The sequence below is a fragment of the Polaromonas sp. P1_F6 genome (assembly GCF_056405695.1).
On sequence record NZ_JBFUBQ010000011.1, the window covers coordinates 23009 to 38166 of the forward strand.

Annotated in this window: 18 protein-coding genes; 9 read left to right on the plus strand and 9 right to left on the minus strand. The window is 59.6% G+C overall.

What is annotated here, in order from left to right:
• A complete protein-coding gene (locus tag AC1DY9_RS21485) occupies positions 1-1233 on the minus strand; it encodes a CaiB/BaiF CoA transferase family protein (RefSeq protein WP_477667603.1) in 1233 nt (410 codons plus the stop codon).
• Between the two features lie 293 nt (positions 1234-1526).
• Between AC1DY9_RS21485 and AC1DY9_RS21490 the strand changes: the two genes are divergently transcribed.
• The 5 genes from AC1DY9_RS21490 (at position 1527) to AC1DY9_RS21510 (ending at position 5310) form a co-directional block, all read left to right on the plus strand.
• Positions 1527-2516 carry a hypothetical protein gene (locus AC1DY9_RS21490; RefSeq protein WP_477667604.1) on the plus strand — a complete coding sequence of 330 codons (990 nt, stop codon included), beginning with the start codon at positions 1527-1529 and terminating at the stop codon, positions 2514-2516.
• Positions 2517-2620: 104 nt separating this feature from the next.
• The gene (locus AC1DY9_RS21495) at positions 2621-3007 is read left to right on the plus strand and encodes a DUF1801 domain-containing protein (RefSeq protein WP_477667605.1); all 387 of its coding nucleotides are present in this window, start codon (positions 2621-2623) and stop codon (positions 3005-3007) included.
• 187 nt (positions 3008-3194) lie between these two features.
• Positions 3195-3695: a CC0125/CC1285 family lipoprotein gene (locus tag AC1DY9_RS21500; RefSeq protein WP_477667606.1), complete on the plus strand. Its 501-nt coding sequence runs from the start codon at positions 3195-3197 to the stop codon at positions 3693-3695.
• A gap of 44 nt (positions 3696-3739) precedes the next feature.
• Complete coding sequence (locus AC1DY9_RS21505; protein WP_477667607.1) at positions 3740-4570, plus strand: hypothetical protein; 831 nt, start codon at positions 3740-3742, stop codon at positions 4568-4570.
• Positions 4571-4635: 65 nt separating this feature from the next.
• Positions 4636-5310 carry a hypothetical protein gene (locus AC1DY9_RS21510; protein ID WP_477667608.1) on the plus strand — a complete coding sequence of 225 codons (675 nt, stop codon included), beginning with the start codon at positions 4636-4638 and terminating at the stop codon, positions 5308-5310.
• Between the two features lie 36 nt (positions 5311-5346).
• Here the strand turns inward: AC1DY9_RS21510 and cynS are convergent, their stop codons facing one another.
• From cynS to AC1DY9_RS21550, 8 genes are all read right to left on the minus strand, one after another.
• Positions 5347-5790: a cyanase gene (cynS, locus tag AC1DY9_RS21515; RefSeq protein ID WP_122954467.1), complete on the minus strand. Its 444-nt coding sequence runs from the start codon at positions 5788-5790 to the stop codon at positions 5347-5349.
• 68 nt (positions 5791-5858) lie between these two features.
• Complete coding sequence (locus AC1DY9_RS21520; protein ID WP_477667609.1) at positions 5859-6671, minus strand: ABC transporter ATP-binding protein; 813 nt, start codon at positions 6669-6671, stop codon at positions 5859-5861.
• Positions 6672-6702: 31 nt separating this feature from the next.
• Positions 6703-7563, minus strand: a complete 861-nt coding sequence (ntrB, locus tag AC1DY9_RS21525) for a nitrate ABC transporter permease (RefSeq protein ID WP_477667610.1) — start codon at positions 7561-7563, stop codon at positions 6703-6705.
• Between the two features lie 97 nt (positions 7564-7660).
• The gene (locus AC1DY9_RS21530; RefSeq protein ID WP_477667611.1) at positions 7661-9064 is read right to left on the minus strand and encodes a CmpA/NrtA family ABC transporter substrate-binding protein; all 1404 of its coding nucleotides are present in this window, start codon (positions 9062-9064) and stop codon (positions 7661-7663) included.
• A 307-nt stretch (positions 9065-9371) separates the two neighbouring features.
• A complete protein-coding gene (locus AC1DY9_RS21535) occupies positions 9372-9791 on the minus strand; it encodes a CBS domain-containing protein (protein ID WP_477667612.1) in 420 nt (139 codons plus the stop codon).
• Positions 9792-9943: 152 nt separating this feature from the next.
• Positions 9944-10603: a response regulator transcription factor gene (locus AC1DY9_RS21540; RefSeq protein WP_477667613.1), complete on the minus strand. Its 660-nt coding sequence runs from the start codon at positions 10601-10603 to the stop codon at positions 9944-9946.
• On the minus strand, positions 10600-11775 hold the full coding sequence (locus AC1DY9_RS21545) for a sensor histidine kinase (RefSeq protein WP_477667614.1): 1176 nt from the start codon (positions 11773-11775) through the stop codon (positions 10600-10602). The genes AC1DY9_RS21540 and AC1DY9_RS21545 overlap by 4 nt, the downstream gene beginning before the upstream one ends.
• Before the next feature lie 12 nt (positions 11776-11787).
• Positions 11788-12384 carry a hypothetical protein gene (locus tag AC1DY9_RS21550; RefSeq protein WP_477667615.1) on the minus strand — a complete coding sequence of 199 codons (597 nt, stop codon included), beginning with the start codon at positions 12382-12384 and terminating at the stop codon, positions 11788-11790.
• Between the two features lie 217 nt (positions 12385-12601).
• Here AC1DY9_RS21550 and AC1DY9_RS21555 point away from each other — a divergent pair, with 217 nt between their 5' ends.
• The 4 genes from AC1DY9_RS21555 to AC1DY9_RS21570 are packed head-to-tail and all read left to right on the plus strand — an operon-like array spanning position 12602 to position 15157.
• Positions 12602-13159 (plus strand): hypothetical protein, encoded by a 558-nt coding sequence (locus AC1DY9_RS21555; RefSeq protein WP_477667616.1) that lies wholly within the window; start codon positions 12602-12604, stop codon positions 13157-13159.
• Positions 13160-13174: 15 nt separating this feature from the next.
• Complete coding sequence (locus AC1DY9_RS21560) at positions 13175-14479, plus strand: MFS transporter (RefSeq protein ID WP_457281605.1); 1305 nt, start codon at positions 13175-13177, stop codon at positions 14477-14479.
• Positions 14476-14919: a PTS sugar transporter subunit IIA gene (locus AC1DY9_RS21565; protein WP_477667617.1), complete on the plus strand. Its 444-nt coding sequence runs from the start codon at positions 14476-14478 to the stop codon at positions 14917-14919. The genes AC1DY9_RS21560 and AC1DY9_RS21565 overlap by 4 nt, the downstream gene beginning before the upstream one ends.
• On the plus strand, positions 14888-15157 hold the full coding sequence (locus tag AC1DY9_RS21570) for an HPr family phosphocarrier protein (RefSeq protein WP_477667618.1): 270 nt from the start codon (positions 14888-14890) through the stop codon (positions 15155-15157). Before AC1DY9_RS21565 ends, AC1DY9_RS21570 begins: the two co-directional genes overlap by 32 nt.
• Position 15158: the final 1 nt, after the last annotated feature.

A 15158-nucleotide genomic window follows, 5' to 3' on the forward strand; every position in this document is an offset into this window, starting at 1 on the left:
TCAAATGGTTTTGCTGCTCTTCAGTTCAGACAACCTGGCGTCGGAATAGTTCAGCACGCTGCGCAGCACCTCTTCGGTATGCTGGCCCAGCAACGGCGGCGGCAGGTCGGTGCGCACCGGCGTGGCGCTCATGCGGATGGGGCTGGAGACCAGCTTCAAATCATCCTTCACCGGATGCTTCCACTCCGTCACCATCTTGCGCGCTTCAATCTGCGGGTCGGCAAACACTTCTGCCAGGCTGTTGATGGCGCCGCACGGCACTTTTGCCGCCTCCAGCGCACCCAGCCAGTCGGCCTTGCTGCGCGTCTTCATCACCGCTTCCAGAATCGGCACCAGCTGCCCGCGGTTCAGCACGCGGTTGCGGTTGGTGGCAAACAGCGGGTTAGTCGCCAGCTCAGGGATGTTGGCCACGGCGCAAAACTTCGCATACTGCGAGTCATTGCCCACGGCCAGAATCAAATGGTCTTTGCTGCCATCGGGCGCAGGTGCGACTTCAAACACCTGGTAAGGCACGATGTTCTGGTGCGCATTGCCCGCCCGGCCCGGCGCCTTGCCGCTGACTAAATAGTTGGCGCCCAGGTTGGCCAGCATGGCCACTTGGGTATCCAGCAGCGCCATATCCACCTGCTGGCCCTCGCCGGTTTTCTCGGCATGGCGCAGCGCGGCCAGTATCGCCACCGTCGCATACATCCCCGTCATCAAATCCGCCACCGCCACGCCGACTTTCTGCGGCCCGCCGCCCAGGTCGTCGCGCTCACCCGTCACGCTCATCAGCCCGCCCATGCCCTGGATCGCGTAGTCATACCCCGCACGGTCGGCATAAGGCCCGTTCTGCCCAAAGCCCGTGACCGAGCAATACACGAGGCGCGGGTTGATGGCCTTGAGCGACGCATAGTCCAAGCCATAACGCGCCATGTCGCCCACCTTGAAGTTCTCCACAAACACATCGCAATGAGCCGCCAGCTCACGCACCAGTGCCTGGCCCGCAGGCTGCGCAATGTCGCAGGTCACAGATCGCTTGTTGCGGTTCGTGCCCAGGTAATAAGCCGCTTCGGTATCGGCACCCTGCGCATCCTTCAAAAACGGCGGCCCCCAGGTGCGCGTGTCGTCCCCCGTGCCGGGGCGTTCAATCTTGATGACATCGGCGCCCAGGTCAGCCAGCGTCTGGGTACACCAGGGGCCTGCGAGTACGCGGGAGAGGTCGAGGATACGGATGCCGGATAGGGAGTTCATGTATGGCATTTTGCCTTCAGCTCGGATCAAGCCAGGGGAAGGACGATGGAGAACTCGCCACCCCGCTGTGAATCGAACGAGGGCCGGGTAAACGATTAGCTCGGAAGCACCAAAAAGGCTGAAAGCTCCTCCGATTGGGGGTGGGCAAGACGGGCTGGAAGCCTAGAATTTATTGGCAGATTTTCGATTCTGGTGACTTCAAATTTGGTGCATTCTCCCGCAATCCATATACCGAAATCCTTGAATCCCTGACCGGATTTGCTTGCTCAATAACGGACAAAAGGAGGGGTTAAATGAAAAAACTATTCTTTACAGTTGCGCTCGCGCTTTCGTTTGGCGGTGCGTTGGGGCAACCCGATTCGTGCGAACGGCTCATGGCGTTTGACACGACAGTCGTCCAGAACAACATCGCGGCCAGATACTCTGTGTTGTCACTGATAAATCAGCAAAACTACGAATCCGTCAAGCAAAGCGGATCGGCGACGGTGCCAGGCTATTTTGACGGAAGCTACGACGAGTTCAAACAGAAGCGGAGYCAGCTTGAGTCACTGTTTGCGGCGTCCGGCGGGTTCTCTGTGGAACAAGGCTTTTATCGCCACGCACTCTCCCCTGCGGGTGCGCAAGCTTATGCGGAGTGTGTTGCGCGCCAAGGGAACAAGCCAATTGCAGCCTGGATAGCCAATAAGGACTCTGAGAGTGTCCTCGCCGTTACTGTAAAGAGCGGTGTCACTGGCAACGCGATGGTGGTCTTTACCGTCGATGGAACGGCCAAGCCCATGAACCCACCAGTCCCACTTTCAGCAGGCTCGAGCCAAACGTTGTTGTTTGCCCGTGACCCCAGCAAGGCATTTCTTGTTGTTGTCAACGCAACCAATCAGGCAACACAAGCCACCGACTCCGCCTTCGTTGAGTTGCCACGCATACGCAACTTTCAGATTGCGTCTGAGGAGCAAACAGCAAGAACCACCGTCATGTGTGCGGCGGGTTGCCAAGGCAATACCGCAGGCTGCCGCATCGTGGAATCTGGCAAAGTCGTTTCTCCCAGCGGCTACAACTTGGACCGCAACACTTTACGCGAGGAGAGCCGCAGAACCAGATTTGGCCCAGGAAGCAAAAATCTGGATATCAAGTGGATTGACGCTTTCCGCCAGGACGGATCTCTTCAGTCCATTGAAGGTCAAGTTCAATCGTGTGAGGGCAATAGCCCTCACACTCAAGGCGCAACCGAGATAACCTTTCAGGCTCAAGCTATTCGCCGGTTTGTCCGGGAGGTCACCAAATAAGTGGCGACCAGCAAACGATGCGATTCAACAAGACACTCGTCGATCCGGCGGCGCCCTGACAATCGTGTCGCGGACTGGTAAGCCTTATACGGCAAAAATTTGCCATGATTAAGAAAACCATCCCCGCTGCCAGTCCTGATGTTTATGTCGCCGCCTTGTCAGGCTGGCAGCGTAGTGTGGTCGAGCAACTGCGGGAGAGCATCCTGAAGAGTGGTGCGCTGGACGAAGTCATCAAATGGGGCCATCTGGTCTATTTGTCGAATGGTCCTGCGCTGCTCATTCGCGCGGAAGAAAACCGCGTGCTGTTCGGCTTCTGGCGTGGGCAGCGTCTTCGCGAGATGGACCCGCTGCTAAAACCCGGTGGCAAGTACGAAATGGCGACGAGAGAGTTTCACGAGGGTGATGAGGTCAATACCGCCTTGTCGCGCCGCCTCGTTAGAGAGGCGGTGCGGCTCAACAAGACGCTCGGCGATCCGACGAAGCTGTTGTGATGCCTCAAACTGGGGTGGGTAAGCGAGCAGCTTGCGATGCCAGAAAAAGCGACAAACTCCTCTGATTGGGGGATGGTCTGAACTCCACGGAAGCCTAGAATTTCCGAGCATGTACGGTGGGATTTGCGGGAATACGCTGAGATAGAACCGCCCATCTACCAATGTCGGTTGTTTACGGAGATTGGAAATGCGAACTCTTATCGCTGTATCTGTAGTTTTGTCATTGGCCGCTTGCGCTACAGCCTATCAACCACAGGGTCTTTCTGGCGGATTCACGGAGACACAGTTAGATAAAAATGTCTTTCGCGTGTCATTCAAGGGCAATGGATACACGAACGCTGATCGAGCTGAAGAGATGGCGCTGTTACGTAGCGCCGATTTGACACTCAAGCACGGGTTCACGCACTTCGTAATTGTTGACGGTAGATCGCGTTCCGACTTTGGAACGTATACAACGCCGATACAGTCAACCACCACTGGAAGCGCTAGCGTCTGCGGCAATACTGCTTACGGTCGCGCAACGACCACTACAACCGGCGGTCAATCGTTTCTCATTACGAAGCCGAGTACTACTAATACGATCATGTGCTTCAACGGCAAACCTGAAATCAATGGTCTCGTCTATGACGCGCAGTTCGTCTTTAACTCGTTGGCACAGAAATATGGTATTGCGCCTAGCGGCAAGTAGGCGCACTGCGTTAGGTTTTTCCCTTTGAGAACTTTGGAAATGTAATGATCCCTACTCGCGATCGAACAGAGGCTGAGACAAGGGCAGAAACCACTTCAATCCGCGCTAGCCGCACGGCATTGGTCGTAGCCGTGATTGCTGCGACCGCTGTGGTCGGGTCAACGGTGCTGAATTACATTCTCACGGAGAAAGTCAGAACTGAGATTGCATCGCAAACACTTGCGATTGAACAAGCAAAACTACAAATAGCGGCCTCCGCGCAGAAAACCACTGAGACAGCCAACCAGGTCACGCTGCTACGACTCGATTTTGACAAACAAAACGCACAGTCAAGATTAGAACTTGACAAACAGATTGCGGCACTTTCTCAGCGGAACGACTCGGTGCGAACACGGCTGGATGAGCGAAGGACGCGGACGGATGAAGTCAGGCTCACCACCGACTTTACCAAGCTGAGTAATGAACTCAGGCCGAACGTGGTTATGAAGTGCGTCATGGTGCTTCAGAATCCCAGTTTTTTTAGGCTTGATTGCAACTTCAAGAACCTTGGGGTGCATCCCGTTCGAGTGTCTCCCCCCGGGATTTGGTTGCTTGGCAACGAAACTCAGCAACCAATAAGCGACGCTATAGCTCGAATCGAGAATGTGGATGGAAACTTCCTTCCGGCTGGCGGGATGGGATCAAACACATATGACATTTACTTGACCTCACTAGGAGAGAAATTGGTGAGGCCAACTCTTCGCACGAAAGTGGACGTCAGTACGGATCAGCAGGCGATCGACATGACACGTCGGCTCGCTACCGGATACATCACGGAAAAAGAGTTGAAATCGCTCTCGATGGGCGCGTTCACATACAACATGCGCCTGAACTAGTGTGGGACATAGGCTTCGCAAGCCCGAGGTTTCTACAGCACAACCAACTGCCACAAGAGGCCACCATGAGCAACGAGGATCGCGACCCGAAGATTTCATCAGAAACCTACGAGAAAGTTCGTTCAGAGTTGCAGTCGATCATTGACGAGTTTGCTACCCAGATGCCGCCCGAAGCCGGCGCACGAATGAAAGAGGTGGTGAACTTTAGAACCTCAATTCTCAATGAAACAGATCGAGGGGCCGTACTCATGTCGGCAGCTTTCCTGGATGACAAACTAAAGGAGCTTATCGAGAAAAGGATGGTGCAGGACAAGAAAATTAGCCGACGAGCATTTGATTTCAATGGTCCTTTAGGGACATTCTCCTCAAGAATTGATTTCGCGTATCTCATTGGAATTCTTCCCAAGAATGCGCAAAGAGACCTTCACACCGTTCGCGCAATACGAAATCAGTTTGCCCATCACGCAGCACCGCTCAGCTACGAAGAGGAGAAGGTGAAGATCCTATGCGACAGACTTGTCTTCCATGGCGTAAAAGACGTGGCAAGCGGGGGGTCAAAGTTTAGGAGGTCTGTTATGGGTCTGTTGACCTATATCACGGTAGCTTTCGAGAAAACAAAGCACATAGAGGTTATCCCCGACTATGAAATACCTGATCGCGCTGAGGCGTACAAGTTGGTTTCAGCGATCTTCTCGGAGATAACTGGCGCAGAGTACCCGCTGAAACACGAGCACGAATGATCGCGATGCTATCCAAGCCGCGTTTTGTCTACGGATTCAATAAGTCTTGTACGGCAAGAACTTCCCCGACAACACCACATTCACCCGATCCCCCTTGGGATCCGGCTGGCGCACGATGTCCATGCTGAAATCAATCGCACTCATGATGCCGTCGCCGAATTCTTCGTGGATGAGTTCTTTGATCGTTGTACCGTAGACGCTGACGATTTCGTACCAGCGGTAGATGAGGGGGTCGGTGGGCACAGGGGTAGGCAACGAGCCTTTGTAAGGCACGACTTGCAGCCACTTTTGCTCTTCAGCCGTGAGGCCAAAAATCTTGCCGATCACTTTGGCTTGTTTGGCGTCGAAAGTCATCTGGCCCAGGCATCCGGCGGTTGTCCATTCTTTGCTGAGGCCGACTTTTTTGGCGACGGACTCCCAGGTGATGCCTTTGCTGACTTTGACGGTGATGATTTTTTCGGTGATGTCGTTGCGGTTCATGGTCTCTTTGCTCCTGTGTTTGAAGTGGTTTGGGTGAAGGTAAAAACTGAAAAATGAAAGCGGTGCGGTCAGTGCGCCTTGGCGCGCGTGACCAAAAAGTCGACGATGTGGTTTCGCAGGTCGTAGTAGCCGGGCAGGTGGTGCAGGCCGGCGCGAGTGCGTTCTCGCGGCAGCGGGTTGATGACTTCTTCGGCAATGCGGCCGGGCGCGTAGACGCCCTCGTTGTCGGTACCGTTGCTCATCAGCAAGATGCGGTCGGCCAGCAGAATGGCTTCGTCCACGTCATGGGTGATCATGAAAACCGTTTGCTGCGTCTCGCGCACGATGGCCATGAGTTCGTCCTGGATGGTGCCGCGCGTCAGGGCATCGAGTGCACCGAAGGGTTCGTCGAGCAGCAGCATTTTGGGCTGGATGGCGAAGGCGCGTGCGATGCCTACGCGTTGCTTCATGCCGCCTGAGAGCTGCGACGGTTTTTTGTCGATGGCGGGTGTCAGGCCCACCATGGCGACGAACTTTTCTACATGCGCATTGACTTGCGCCGAGGTCCAATCGGCCCAGCGTGACACCACCGCAAACGCGATGTTCTTGCGCACGGTGAGCCAGGGCATGAGGGCGTGGCTCTGGAACACCACGCCGCGCTCCAGGCTGGGGCCGCCGATCTCGCGGTTTTCCATGAAGATGTGGCCGGCGGTGGCGGTGTCCAGCCCGGCCAGCACGTTGAGGATGGTGGTCTTGCCGCAGCCCGAGTGGCCGATGATGCAGACGAACTCGCCCTTGCTGATGGTGAAGGACACGTCGGCAAACACCGGCCGGGCGGGCGTAAAGGCTTTGCTCAGGCCTTCGATCTTGAGGAATCCCTGCTGCATGTTGTGTTCTTTCATTGGCGTGGCGACAGGGGCGCGCGCAATAGGCTCACTCCACATAAGTGACGACCTTCTGCAGTTGAGCAAAAGCCAGGTCCAGCAGCATGCCGATGATGCCGATGACCAGGATGGCGAAGATCACGTTGGTGAGTGAGAGGTTGTTCCACTCATTCCAGACGAAGTAGCCAATGCCGGTGCCGCCCACCAGCATCTCGGCTGCCACAATCACCAGCCAGGCAATGCCCATGGAGATGCGCATGCCCGTCAGGATGGTGGGCGCCGCCGCCGGCAGGATCACCTGAAAGGCCTTGCGCAGGGGGCCGACTTCGAGCGTGCTGGCCACGTTGAGCCATTCGCGCTTGACCGAGGCCACGCCGAAAGCGGTGTTGATCAGCATGGGCCACACCGAGCAGATAAAGATCACAAAGATGCCCGAGATCGATGAGTCCTTGATGGTGTAGAGCGCCAGCGGCATCCACGCCAGCGGCGAGATGGGTTTGAGCACCTGGATGAAAGGGTCAAACGCGCGGCGCAGCAGCGGCGACATGCCGATCACAAAACCCAGCGGCACGGCGACTGCGCACGCCAGCAAGAAGCCCAGGCCTACGCGTGCCAGAGAAAAACCGAGCTGGATGGCAATGCCCTTGTCGTTGGGGCCGTTGTCATAAAACGGGTCGGCCAGGTGCCGCCAAGCGGTTTGGCCCATTTGCAGCGGTGTGGGAAAGCCGCCGGCCTTGGCCGTGCCCGGGTCTTTGCCCAGCATCTTCAGGTACTCGGCCTGCTCGGCGGACACCGCTGGCCCGGCTGCGCCGCCGTTGGCCGGCAGTGTGGCCAGTTGCCACGCCGCCAGAAACACCAGCAGCAGCAAGACCGAGACCAGCGTGGCCTTGAAGTTCAGTGACTTGAACATGTCAGCGACCGCGCAGCGAAGGGCCGCCCCGAGCAAGCGACGGCCCCCTCTGGGGGCAGAGAGATACACGCAGTGATCGAACGTGGGGGCTCATGTTTTAGGCCATCTTGTTAATGGCGAAGCTCTTCAGGTATTCGTCTGGCTTGGCCGCGTCAAACACCTTGCCCATCACCGTGAACTTGGGGTACGCGCCCTCCGGTGCCTTCTGGCCCAGGTCGGCCATGTGTTTTTTCGCGTCGGTCAACAGGAAGACCTTTTCGGCGATCTGCTTGTAGTTGATGTCGCCCTTCACATAGCCCCAGCGCTTCATCTGCGTCAGCATCCACACCGCCATCGACTGCCACGGGATAGGGTCAAAGTCGGCGCGGTCTGGCACGGTCTTGATATTGCCCAGGCCGTCGGCAAAGCGGCCGGTCAGCACCTGCGCCAGCACGGTTTCGGGCTGGTTCAGGTAGGCCTGCGGTGCAATCACCTTGGCGATCAGTTCGCGGTTTTTCGGGTCGCGCGCCATGGCGGCGGCTGTGAGCACCGAGCGGTACAGCGCCGCAAAGGTGTTGGGGTTCTTCTGGATGAATTCTGTGGAGGTGCCAAACGCGCAGCAGGGGTGGCCGTTCCACAAGTCCTTGGTCAACAGGTGCAGGAAACCGATTTCCTCATACACCGCCCGCTGGTTGAAAGGGTCAGGGCCGAGGTAGCCGTCGATGTTGCCGGCGCGCAGGTTGGCCACCATCTCGGGCGGCGGCACCACGCGGATCTGGATATCGGTGTCGGGGTTCAGCCCGGCTTCAGCCACGTAGTAGCGCAGCAAAAAGTTGTGCATGCTGAACTCAAAGGGCACGGCAAACTTGAAGCCCTTCCACATCTTCGGGTCGCGTTTGTCCTTGTGCTTGTTGGCCAGCGTGATCGCCTGGCCGTTGGTGTTCTGGATGGTGGCCACATTCATCGGCACCGGGTTGGAGCCCACGCCCATCGAGATGGCCAGCGGCATGGGGCTGAGGAAGTGCGTCGCGTCGTATTCCTTGTTGATCATCTTGTCGCGTATCAGCGCCCAGCCGGCGGTCTTGACGACTTCAACATTCAGGCCTTCCTTGCTGTAGAAGCCTAATGGGTGCGCCATGATCAGCGGCGTGGCGCAGGTGATGGGGATGAAGCCGATCTTCAGGTTGGTTTTTTCCAGCTTGCCTTTGTCCTGCGCCATGGCCTGCATGGTGCCGACGGGCAGCACGCTGGCGATAGCGGCCATGGCCGTGCCTTTGCCGACGGCACGCAGGAAGCGGCGGCGCACTTCGTCCTGCGGGAACAGGGCCTTGACCAGCGTGGCTTCAATGAATTCGTTGGAGTAGGCCTCGAACTCGCTGGTCAGGCTGCGCCGGCGCAATTCGGCGGCGGCGCCGTCGGCATTCATCTCCGGGTGGTGGTCGGCCTGGGCGTGGTTGCCGCCGCAGCTGCACTTGAGCATCAGGGGCCGGTCGGCGTCGTAAGGGGAGAAACGGTCAGACATGGCGCGCACCTTTCAGTTGAAGATGCGCCTGACTTGCAAGCGGCGGGCCAATTTTGGCCAATTGGGGCGAAAGCGCGGCAGTTGCCGCATTTCGCTGTGGACGCCATGACAGGGTGTAGGGCGTCCACTACAAAAACCGGCCCGCAAACAGCAACAACGGTGCCGCCACACTGGTTATGGCAGCGCGCAGGCCGATACGTCAGCTGGTTTCTTTCACCTTCAGCAGCGTTGCGCCAGGCTTACGGTGGCGCACAGGTTTTGTCACGCACCAAATTCGCGCAGGGCGCGGGGCTTACCCGCGGTGCGGTCAGGCCGGAGACGAGATGTCGGCCAGTGACTGGCCCACATCCTCTTCGTCCTGGCCCTTGACCGCGATATCGCCGATGGAAATGATGCCGGCCAGGCGTTGCGAGCCGTCCAGCACCGGGAGACGGCGAATCTGGCGGGACGCCATGTCTGCAAGGACCGTGTCGAGGTCGTCAGTTTCACGTGCGGTATGTATGTCGGTGCTCATCACGGTAGACAGCGGCGTGCCGCCGTTCAGGCCCTCAGCGACGGCGCGCAGCACGATGTCGCGGTCGGTCACCATGCCGAGCAGCTTGTCGCCCTCGCACACAGGGATCACGCCCACATCGAGCTCGCGCATGGCTTTCGCGGCGTCGGCCACGGTATTGCCGGGGGCCATGGTTCGCACGTTGCGGGTCATCACGTCGGTGACGGTCGTCATAAAAATACTCCTTGGATGGGTGAGCGTGGGTCCGGGCTGGGCGGTATCGGAACGACATCGCCGTCTGCAGCCAGCATGCCCTGAGCGTGCGTGTTTTTTCCGGTCATGGGCACCCCAGCGGCCGTAGGACAAGGCCGTTTGACGTGTTGCGGTCAGCTGTCGGCGGGCGCCCTGCCATGGCGCTCGGCATACAGGGCCAGTTCCACGTCGTTTTTGGCGCCGGTTTTTTCCAGGATGCGCAAGCGGTAGGTGCTCACGGTGTTGGACGCAAGGCCCAGTTGCGTGCCGATCTCGCCCACGGACTTGCCGGCCGTGAGCAGGCGGAACACCTGGTGTTCACGGTGCGACAGGGCTTCGGCGCCGCTGCGTCCCCCGCTGCCGCCGACGGCGCTGGCCAGCGCTTCGGCCGTGGCGGCTGAAACGTACAGGCCACCGGCCGCCACCTTGCGCACCGCGGCAATCATGTCATCGGGATTGGCGCTTTTATTCAGGTAGCCCGCCGCCCCCAGCTTGATACAGCGCACGGCGTACTGCTTCTCAGGGTAGGTGCTGAGCATCAGCACAGGCAGGCGAGGCCAGTTTTTCTTGAGCGCCTGCAGCACATCCAGGCCATCGCGCTCGGGCAGGGCAATGTCCAGCAGCACGGCGCTCAAGCCTTTGTCTCCACCCAAAGCGTCGACCCGCTGCAGGATGTCGGGGCCGGTCTCTGCTTCGGCTACCACTTCAATTTCGGGCGCGTCGGCCAGCACCTGCTTCAGGCCTTCACGCACGATGCGGTGGTCGTCGCCGATCAGGATTTTGAGGGTGCTCATAACTGGATCCGAAGGTTAAAGAGGGAGCCGTGGCCGACCTGGCTGGTGATCTCCAGGCTGCCGCCCAGGTGGCGCGCGCGCTCCCGCATGCCCATCACGCCATAAGCATTGGCCGCTTCAAAGGCGGCGGCTTCGGCGCCGCGGCCGTTGTCCTGCACGGCGATGCTGATGTCTTTGGCCGTGGCCCGTATGGTGATAGCTACACGACTGGCGGCTGCATGGCGGCCCACGTTGCTGAGCATTTCCTGGAAGATGCGAAAGATGGCAATCGCCGAGGGCTCGGGCAGGGGCGCGGCGTTTGCAACGTCCATCTGCCAGTCCAGGGCCAGCTCGGCCGACTGCACAAACTCATGCGCCTGCCAGTCGAGTGCGGCCCACAGGCCCTGGTGGTCCAGGATGCTGGGGCGCAGGTCGGTGATGATGCGGCCCACGTTGTCGACCGCGTTTTCAATCAGCCGGCCCATGTTCTGGCATTTGCTGCGCATGGTGTCGCGCATGGCCTGCGCGTCGCCGGGTTCGCGTTGTTGCTGTTCGCCCAGGCGTTTGTCGAGCCAGCCCACATCCATCTTCAGCGCCACCAGCAGGCTGCCCAGCTCGTCATGTACCTCGCGCGCGATGCGCGTGCGTTCTTCCTCGCGCACAGTGTGGGTGTAGGCGGTGAGCTCGCGCAGGTGTTGCAGCGCTTCAGACAAGGCCTGGGTGCGTTCGCTCACGCGCTGCTCCAGCACCGCATGCGCCTGGCGCAGCGCGTCTTCGGCCTGGCGGCGCGCCGAGATGTCGACAAAGGTGACCACCGCGCCCTGCACCACGCCGCCTTCGACGATGGGATGCGATGAGTATTCGACCGCAAACGCACTGCCGTCCTTGCGCCAGAAGAACTCTGTGTCGATGCGGCAGGGCAGCGCCTTGCGAAAGGCGTTGAAGATGGGACACAGGTGCTCGGGGTAGTGCGCGCCGCCGGCATGGGAATGATGCGCCAGCTCGTGCATGTTGTGGCCCAGCACGTCGGCGGGGGCATAGCCCAGCTGTTCGGCGCCGGCACGGTTGATGAAAGTGCAGCAGCCGTCCATGTCGATGCCGAAAATGCCTTCACCGGTGGACTCGAGCAGCTGCGACAGCTTGTCGCGCCAGACAGGCTGGTTGGCGCCGGGAAGGTGGGCGGGTGCGGGCATGGCGTGGTTCGGTTAACCGCCGTAGTCCGTAAATTCGGTAAACATCTTGTCAGGGCAACGCCCGCCGGAGCCACTGCGCTCGTAGTAGTTCCAGCGGTAAGCCATTTCCGTGTTGTCCTGGCAAGCCACGCCCTTGTAGAGCTTGCCGTAAGTGGCCCTTGCGCCTGAGGATGACCGGAAGCTGTCAAGACTTTCAACGACCAGCACACCATCTTTGGGATAAACCTTCAGCACGCCGAAAGACGCATTGCTCGGTATGTCGTAGTCCACATAGAGTTCGGTCCGCTCAGGATTCGGGCGCGCCTTCTCTACCAATATAAAAACCGCCTGTTGCTGCTCCACCAGCTCCTGCTGCGTCAGGTGGATAAACGATTGGGACTGCATTTTTTTGCCGAACTTCAGCGCCGGGCCCAGCACCAGCAAAGGTTTTCGCTCGTCCGTAGAGGCAGGGTTGAACCGGTGTTGAAGCGGTTTTTTAAACCGGTTAACGACAGCCGAGAAAATTTCGTCGTCGCTAAAGTTTTGATTCTGCAGCTCCAAAGCCCAGACAGGGCTTGCAGCACATAGCAGCAGCGCAGCCAGTAATCGTGTTTTGAAATCCATCATCATTGAACGGTTGTGATTGTTGGACCGCATCATGGCATGGCAAAGCCTGAGTTCTTTCCATACTGCACATGCGGGCATGAGCAAACATCGTGCCCAGCTTGGTGCGTGGCCGGGACTGTATCAACCCAAAATTGGTACTGAAGCGGGCTGGACGGAGCGGCCTGCCCCAGCTTCGCCCCAAAACGGGCTGCTTTTTTTGATTCCCTGTAAAGTCCAAGGCATGCTTACGATTTCTGGAGGCGCAGCGCACCTCTCGCCGCGGCCGGTCGCCGCCTTTGCCCTGTCAGTGATGATCTTGCTCGTGGCCTGTAGCCCCACGCTGAACTGGCGCGAAGTGCGGCCTGAGGGCACGCGCCTGGCGCTGCTTTTGCCCTGCAAGCCCGACAAAGCCGAAAAGGTGGTTCCACTGGGTGGCCCGGCAACTACCTTGCGCATGCTGGGTTGTGATGCCGGCGGCGCCACTTTTGCTGTGGCGGTGGCCGACCTCGGTGACGCGTCAAAAGCGGCGCCCGTGCTCGCACAGTGGCAAAGCCTCACGCTGGCCAACATGAAGGCCGGGCCTGCGCCGCAGGTGTCGCCACTCAAGTTGCCCGGCGCCGCCGCCTTGCCACCGGCCTCGCTGGTCAAGGCCGAGGGGCAGGGCCCCGACGGCAAACCGGTAAGCGGGCAGGCCGCCTACTTTGTGCAAGGCCCGCAGGTGTTCCAGGTGGTGCTGTATGCCCCGCGCATCGCGCCCGAGGTGGCCGAGACATTTTTCTCCAGCCTCAAGTTTGAATAAAGTGGCTTGCCTTTCATGACCAGCGCAGAAGCTTCCTTGCCGACCTCCCCGAATACCGCTGCGCCGGCTGCCAGTTCGCACCCGGGCCGGCTGGATGCAAAAACCGGCGCTATTGTTTTCCTGGCGTTTGCCGCCGCGTATTTCTGCTCGGCGCTGGTACGGGCCATCACCGCCACGCTGGCGCCTGTGCTCACGCAGGAGTTTTCGCTGCATGCGCGCGACCTCGGCCTGCTGGCGGGCGGCTATTTCCTGGGCTTTGCCGCCACGCAGCTGCCGCTGGGCACCTGGCTGGACCGCCACGGCCCCAAGCGCGTGATCCTGTGCTTTCTGGCGCTGTCGGTGCTGGGCTGCCTGGCCTTTTCGTTGAGCACCAGCTTTGCCTGGCTGTTGGCTTCGCGCGTGCTGGTGGGCATGGGCGTCAGCGCTTGCCTGATGGCGCCGCTCACGGGTTACCGCCGCTGGTATGAGCCGGCCACGGTGCTGCGCGCCAATTCGTGGATGCTGATGACCGGCTCGCTCGGCATGCTGGCGTCTACCCTGCCGGTGCAGTGGCTGATGCCGTTGACGGGCTGGCGGCCCCTCTTCTGGATGCTGGCCGCGATGATCTTGCTGTCGATGGCCGCGCTCGCCTGGGTTGTACCTACGTGGCAACAGACCAAGAAGCACGAAAGCACAGAGACCACCGTGCCCTCAAGCACCGATGCCGGCTACGCGCCGATCTGGCGCAGCCGCTACTTCCGCAAGATGACGCCATTGGCATTTTTCAATTACGGCGGGCTGGTGGCCGTGCAGACTTTGTGGGCTGGCCCCTGGATGATCAGGGTCGCAGGCTATACGCCGCTGGAGGCCGCCACCGGCCTCTTCTATATCAATGCCTCCATGCTGGTGACCTTCTGGAGCTGGGGCATGGTGAATCCCTGGCTGTCGCGGCACGGCTGGGGCGCTACCCGTCTGATCACCTGGGGCGTGCCCTTCAGCCTCACCGTGCTGGCGGTCAATATCGCGGCCGGCAGCTCGACGGGATGGCTGGGCTGGGCGCTGTTTTGCATGGGTTGCAGCGTCATGGGGCTGGCGCAGCCCGCGGTGGGCATGGCGTTCAAGGCCTCGCTCGCCGGCCGGGCGCTCTCGGCCTACAACCTCATGATTTTCGCCGGCGTGTTCACCGTGCAGTGGGGAATCGGCTTGCTGATTGACGTGTTTGCCGCCATGGGCCTGGCACGGGTGGCGAGCTTTCAGGCGGCGATGTCCGTGTTTTTGTGTTGTTGTATCGCCTCATATGGGTATTTCCTCAGTGTGAAAGCTGATAATTCACCGCAATGAACGGCATTTTCATCATCGCTCACGCTCCTTTGGCCTCTGCCCTGCGCCAATGCGTGTTGCATGTGTTTCCGGACAACGCAGCGGGTATTTCCGCGCTGGACGTGCAGCCCAACATGCCGCCCGAAGAAACCCTGGCCCAGGCGCGCATCATGCTGACGCAGCTCGGCACCTCGCATGCCCTGGTGCTGGTTGACGTGTTCGGCGCCACGCCCTGCAATGTGGCGCAAAAGCTGGTGGACGGCGTTCATTCCAAACTCATCACCGGCATCAACCTGCCCATGCTGCTGCGCACCGTGTCTTACCGTCACGAGTCGCTCGATGCGCTGGTAGCGCGCGCGCTGATCGGCGCCACGCAGGGCGTGATGCAGGTGGCCATCACCGCACCGCAAAATCAGGTACGCCGAAATCATGATCAAGACCAGCACGAACATCAGCAATAAGCTGGGCCTGCATGCCCGCGCCTCCGCCAAGCTCACCAAACTCGCCGGCAGCTTTGGCTGCGAGGTCTGGATGAGCAAGGGCGAGCGCCGCGTCAACGCCAAAAGCATCATGGGCGTGATGATGCTGGCCGCCGGCATGGGCAGCACCGTGGAGGTCGAGACCAACGGCAACGACGAGCAGGCCGCGATGGACGCCATCCTCGCTTTGATCGCCGACAAGTTCGGCGAAGGGGAATGAC